This is a genomic window from Citrobacter sp., from assembly GCF_050252275.1.
GTDB lineage: Bacteria > Pseudomonadota > Gammaproteobacteria > Enterobacterales > Enterobacteriaceae > Citrobacter_A > Citrobacter_A amalonaticus.
Genome location: NZ_JBFWLF010000297.1, coordinates 1 through 5,504 on the forward strand (window position 1 = coordinate 1; position 5,504 = coordinate 5,504).

General features: G+C 55.7%; 6 protein-coding genes and 1 pseudogene. 1 reads left to right on the plus strand and 6 read right to left on the minus strand.

The window, feature by feature from the left end; genetic code table 11:
* The 5 genes and pseudogenes from AB7E14_RS19765 to AB7E14_RS19785 form a co-directional block, all read right to left on the minus strand.
* Window positions 1-934, minus strand: a pseudogene (locus AB7E14_RS19765) (DNA mismatch repair protein MutS); the annotation flags it as partial.
* Between the two features lie 147 nt (window positions 935-1,081).
* Window positions 1,082-1,930, minus strand: coding sequence for an iron/manganese ABC transporter permease subunit SitD (gene sitD, locus AB7E14_RS19770; protein WP_316962020.1), 849 nt, complete (start codon window positions 1,928-1,930; stop codon window positions 1,082-1,084).
* Entirely contained in the window at window positions 1,921-2,778 is an 858-nt protein-coding gene (gene sitC / locus AB7E14_RS19775) for an iron/manganese ABC transporter permease subunit SitC (RefSeq protein WP_042999577.1), read from the minus strand. Before sitC ends, sitD begins: the two co-directional genes overlap by 10 nt.
* Complete coding sequence (gene sitB, locus AB7E14_RS19780; RefSeq protein ID WP_042999578.1) at window positions 2,775-3,596, minus strand: iron/manganese ABC transporter ATP-binding protein SitB; 822 nt, start codon at window positions 3,594-3,596, stop codon at window positions 2,775-2,777. Before sitB ends, sitC begins: the two co-directional genes overlap by 4 nt.
* On the minus strand, window positions 3,593-4,510 hold the full coding sequence (locus AB7E14_RS19785) for a metal ABC transporter substrate-binding protein (RefSeq protein ID WP_200118847.1): 918 nt from the start codon (window positions 4,508-4,510) through the stop codon (window positions 3,593-3,595). The genes sitB and AB7E14_RS19785 overlap by 4 nt, the downstream gene beginning before the upstream one ends.
* Window positions 4,511-4,713: 203 nt before the next feature.
* Here AB7E14_RS19785 and AB7E14_RS19790 point away from each other — a divergent pair, with 203 nt between their 5' ends.
* Entirely contained in the window at window positions 4,714-5,058 is a 345-nt protein-coding gene (locus AB7E14_RS19790) for a nitrous oxide-stimulated promoter family protein (RefSeq protein WP_042999580.1), read from the plus strand.
* 77 nt (window positions 5,059-5,135) lie between these two features.
* Here AB7E14_RS19790 and AB7E14_RS19795 read toward each other — a convergent pair.
* The coding region (locus tag AB7E14_RS19795) for a helix-turn-helix domain-containing protein (RefSeq protein ID WP_428169835.1) at window positions 5,136-5,504 on the minus strand (369 nt) is incomplete at its 5' end.

Genomic DNA, 5,504 nt, shown 5'->3' on the forward strand with positions numbered 1-5,504 from the left:
GCAGCCAGCGTTTGAGCATACGGCTGCCCATCGGCGTCACGGTGCAGTCGAGCACGGCGGCCAGCGTGTTCTCCATGCCCCCGGCCAGATTCTGGGTGATCTCCAGATTGCGGCGCGTCGCGGCATCCATGATGATGCTGTCCTGCTGCCGCTCCATGGTGATAGAGCGAATATGCGGCAGGGAAGTGCGCTGGGTATCCTTGACGTACTGCAACAGGCAGCCAGCGGCGCAAAGTCCGCGCGGCGCGTTTTCAACGCCAAAGCCAATCAGATCGCGGGTACCAAACTGCAAATTCAACTGCTGACGTGCAGTATCAATTTCAAATTCCCACAGCGGGCGACGACGTAATCCTCGACGACCTTCAATCAGAGCCATCTCCGCGAAATCTTCGGCGTACAGCAGTTCCGCCGGGTTGGTCCGTTGCAGTTCGGCGGCCATTGTTTCGCGATCGGCGGGTTCGCTCAGACGAAAACGCCCGGAGCTGATGTCCAGCGTAGCATAACCGTAGCCTTTACTGTCCTGCCAGATGGCGGCGAGTAAATTGTCCTGGCGCTCCTGTAGCAGGGCTTCATCACTGATGGTGCCCGGCGTGACAATACGCACGACTTTACGCTCAACCGGCCCTTTACTGGTGGCCGGGTCGCCAATTTGCTCGCAAATGGCGACGGATTCACCCTGATTGACCAGCTTGGCGAGGTAGTTTTCGACCGCATGATGGGGAATACCCGCCATCGGGATGGGCTCGCCCGCAGACGCACCGCGCTTCGTCAGCGAAATGTCGAGCAACTGCGACGCCCGTTTTGCATCGTCGTAAAAGAGTTCGTAAAAGTCGCCCATGCGATAGAAAAGCAGGATCTCCGGGTGTTGGGCCTTCAGCTTGAGATACTGCTGCATCATGGGGGTGTGGGCGTCGAGATTATCGATTGTACTCATGGAGTTGTGTCCAGTCCCTGAATGTAAATGGGTTGCGATACTTTTCGTTTTCGTTGTTATCACATAAGGGACACATGATAGCGGAGATACGCATTTCAGGGAAAGTCAGGATCGCCGACTTCTCGATCCTTCTTCCGTTTCAGAATTTTACACCGATTGTTGTTGTCGCAATTCCGAATGTCGGTCGCGTAATGCGGCAAAAACAAACGCCGCGATAAAGAGAATGGTGAACAGCACGACGATCGTGGGAGCGGGTGCGCTGTCGAGGAAGAATGACAGATACACACCTAAAAATGAGGTAACCACCGACAGACCCGTTGCCAGCAACAGCGCATGAGCAAACCGGCGGGTGAGTAAAATGGCAATCGCGCCTGGGGCGATCAGCAGGGAGATTGACAAAATAATCCCCACCGATTTCAGCGTCGCCACAATGGTCAGCGCAATCATGCACAGCAGTCCGTAATGCAGCAAAGTCGTGTTAAGGCCGCAGGCTTTCGCCTGATGCGGATCGAAGGCGTGCAGCAGCAAATCTTTCCACTTGAATGCAATGATCAGGGCGATACCCAGCACAATGAAGGCCGTTTGCCCAATATCGCTCAGCGAAATCCCTAGCATGTCGCCGAACAGAATATGATCGAGGTGAACCTCTGACTGGATAGAGACATAGAGCGCCAGTCCGGCGCCAAACATCCCGGAGAAGACGATCCCCATGATGGTGTCGCGTTTGATGCGGCTGTTGTCGTCAAGATATCCGGTCGCGACTGCGCAGAATAGGCCCGCAATAAACGCGCCGATAGCCAGTGGAATACCGACGATATAAGCCAGCACAATTCCCGGAAAAACCGCATGACTCATGGCATCGCCCATGAGCGCCCAGCCTTTGAGCACCAGAAATACCGACAGTAACGCACAGGGAATCGCCACAAGAGCGGAGACGGCCAGTGCGTTGACCATAAAGTCGAACTGAAAGGGTTCCAGCAGGGTGCTCAGAAACATGATGACTCCTTACGTCGTGCGCGACGGCGGTTCGCCAGCAGGCCGTGTTTGGGGGCAAAAACGAACGCCAGCAGGAATAATACGGTTTGCAGCACCACAATGATCCCGCCGGTCGCCCCGTCCAGCCAGTAGCTGAGCCAGGCGCCGAAAAAACTGGTCACACTGCCGATCGCAACGGCGATCATAAGAAGGCGTGGAAAGCGGTCAGTCAGCAGCCAGGCGGTGGCACCGGGCGTCACGACCAGGCAGATCACCAGAAATGCCCCCACGGTTTGCAGCGCGGCGACGGTGGACACCGATAACAGAGTGAAAAACAGCAGCTTCAGACGGGCCGGGTGCAGGCCAATGGAGCGGGCGTGGTTTTCATCGAAAAAAGTGACCATCAGATCCTTCCACTTCAGCAGCAGGATGAGCAGGGAAACCGTGCCGATAATCGCCAGTTGCACAATGTCTTCCGGCGCGATGGCCAGTACGTTGCCGAGAATGATGGTCTGAATATTCACCGACATCGGGTTGAGCGACACCATAAACAGCCCGATGCCAAAGAATGACGAGAAGATCAGGCCAATAATGGCATCTTCTTTAAGCCGTGAGCGCTGGTTCAGAAAAAGCATACTGCCTGCTGCCAGGCCACCGGAGAGAAAGGCGCCGAGCGAGAAGGGCAAGCCGAGCATGTAGGCACCGGCAACGCCTGGCACGATGGAGTGCGACAGCGCATCGCCAATCAACGACCAGCCTTTAAGCATTAAATAGCAGGAGAGAAAGGCGCACAGTCCGCCAACCATCGCCGATACCCACATCGCGTTGAGCATGTACTGATAACCAAAGGGTTCTGTCAGCCAGTTCATGATGACTCTCCGCAGCCTGCCGCTCGTCGGGAGATAAACGGGCGTTCGTCGTCGGTAATGATGTGTTCTTCGCCGCCGCTGAGCGCGACGTGACGCAGGACGCCGCTGAACGCCAGTTCAAGGTTGTCGGCGGTAAAAGTGGTTTCGGTCGGGCCGCTCGCCAGCACGGTGCCTTTGATCATCACCGTATAATCACAGAATTCGGTGACTGACCCGAGATTGTGGGTGGAGACCAGCATCGTGCGCCCCTCATCGCGTAACTCGCGTAGCAGCGCAATAATGCGCGCTTCGGTTTTGACATCGACGCCGGTAAAAGGCTCATCCAGCAGAATGACCTGACCGTCCTGGGCAATGGCCCTGGCGAGGAAGACGCGTTTTTTCTGCCCGCCAGAAAGCTCGCCAATCTGCCGGTGGCGGTATTCCAGCATATCCACCCGCGCCAGCGCAGCGTCAACACTGGCATGATCCTGAGCCTTCGGACGACGTAGCCAGCCCATATGTCCGTAGCGGCCCATCATCACGACGTCTTCCACCAGCACCGGAAATGACCAGTCAACCTCTTCGGACTGTGGGACGTAGGCAATCAGATTCTGCTTCAGCGCGTGATTCACCGGCTGTTGCAGGATGGAAATGTCGCCGTCGGCCAGGCGGACAAAACCCATCAGTGCTTTGAACAACGTTGATTTTCCCGACCCGTTGACTCCTACCAGCGCGGCAATCGAACCGCCCGGTACCTGAAAGGTGGCATCGCGTAGTGCGGTATGACCATTGCGATACGTCACCGTCACCTGATTCACGGTAATCGCAGATTGACTCATTTCTGACTCCTCAAACCGTCATTGATACCACTGACGATGGTCTCGGTGGTAACGCGTAGCAGATCGAGATAGGTGGGAACGGGGCCATCGGCGGCGCTCAGGGAATCGACATACAGCACGCCGCCGTAATGTGCGCCGGATTCCCGCGCGACCTGACGGGCCGGTTTATCTGATACGGTGCTTTCGCTGAATACGGTGGGGATCTGATGCGCTCTGATCGCATCGATCACTTTACGTACCTGTTTGGGCGTTCCCTGCTGATCGGCGTTGATCGGCCAGAGATACAGCTCTTGCAGATCGTTATCGCGGGCAAGATAAGAGAACGCTCCTTCGCTGGTGACCAGCCAACGTTTATCGGCAGGGATTTTTGCCAGCGCGGCATGGAGAGGGGCCAGCGTCTGGTGAATTTGCGCTTTATAACGTTCGGCATTTTTCTGGTAAATCGCGGCGTTATCCGGATCGTATTTCGTCAGCGCGTCGCGAATATTGTCGACGTAGATCATCGCGTTTTCCGCCGACATCCAGGCGTGAGGGTTGGGTTTCCCGTTATACGGTCCTTCGCTGATGCCCATGGGTTTCACCCCGTCAGAAACCGTCACTTCCGGCACACCCGACAAATTCTGGTAGAAGCGGGCAAACCACAGCTCCAGATTCAGACCGTTAGAGAGGATCAATTGCGCCCCCTGCGCTCGCTTAATGTCGCCCGGAGTGGGTTGATACTCATGAATTTCCGCGCCGGGTTTGGTGATCGAACTGACGTTGGCCGCCTCACCCGCCACGTTTTGCGCCATGTCCGCAATGATCGTGAAGGTGGTAACGACATTGAGCTTCTCTTTGGCATAAGCCGGTGACAGCACGCAGATGGCCAGTACAGCCGCCAGCAGAGACGAGGTCAGACGGGAGAGGTGCGACATAGTATCCCTCATAAAAAAGTGGTTAATTATTCATCGAATATAGCCTTTGCTATGTTATATAGCACAAGGCATGTATAAAGATAGCGTTAAATGAAAATAATTCTTATTTGAGGTGTGGGTGGGGGAGTGTCACCTTTGGGTGATAGTGTTGCGAGAATTTAAGTTGTAGAATAAATGCACCTTAATGTAGTGGAGGGCACATCATGTCCGGCAAGCGCATTGCTCGCGAAAAACTGACGATTAAAAAAATGATCGCGCTGTACGAGAGCCAGTGTCCGCAGGCATCTGATGAGCCGGAACACTACGACGCGCTGTTTGCCTATGCGCAAAAACGTCTGGATAAGTGCGTCTTTGGCGAGGATAAACCGGCCTGTAAACAGTGTCCCGTACACTGTTATCAGCCAGCGAAGCGTGAAGAGATGAAGCAGATTATGCGCTGGGCGGGGCCGAGAATGCTCTGGCGTCATCCCATCCTGACCGTTCGTCATCTCATCGACGATAAACGTCCCGTGCCGGAACTGCCGGAAAAATACTCGCGTAAAAAGTGAAGCGAAATGCCGGAGGGCAGCTTCGCCTTAATCCGACCTACGGATAATTGCCCACCCGGCATCCAGCAACGCGTGCCTCAAACCAGCGCGTCTTTATCAATACCTAAACGCTTCATGCGTGAAAGCAGCGTGGTGCGCTTAAGACCCAGTCGCTGAGCTGCGCCTTTCGGGCCTGCAACCACACCATTGGTCTCTTTCAGCACCCGCAGGATGAGCTGATACTCGTCTTCCCCTTCCTGGGCGACTTCGGTCGCGACGGGCGGTTCGCCAGGTGAGAGCATGCCGATATCCGGCAGCGAGAGTTGCAGCACGCTTCCTCGCGTCAGCAGAACGGCGCGCTCCACCACGTTCTCCAGTTCGCGCACATTACCCGGCCATTCCATATTGCTGAGGATGCGCAGGGTTTCCGCCGGGATACTGTCGATGTTACGCCCCAGGCGGCGAGC

What these genes read in the sequence shown, in the direction of transcription:
- AB7E14_RS19790 (WP_042999580.1), top strand. Translation starts at nt 4,714, where the DNA reads ATGTCCGGCAAGCGCATTGCTCGCGAAAAACTGACGATTAAAAAAATG.
- sitD (WP_316962020.1), bottom strand. Translation starts at nt 1,930, where the DNA reads ATGTTTCTGAGCACCCTGCTGGAACCCTTTCAGTTCGACTTTATGGTC.
- AB7E14_RS19785 (WP_200118847.1), bottom strand. Translation starts at nt 4,510, where the DNA reads ATGTCGCACCTCTCCCGTCTGACCTCGTCTCTGCTGGCGGCTGTACTG.
- sitC (WP_042999577.1), bottom strand. Translation starts at nt 2,778, where the DNA reads ATGAACTGGCTGACAGAACCCTTTGGTTATCAGTACATGCTCAACGCG.
- sitB (WP_042999578.1), bottom strand. Translation starts at nt 3,596, where the DNA reads ATGAGTCAATCTGCGATTACCGTGAATCAGGTGACGGTGACGTATCGC.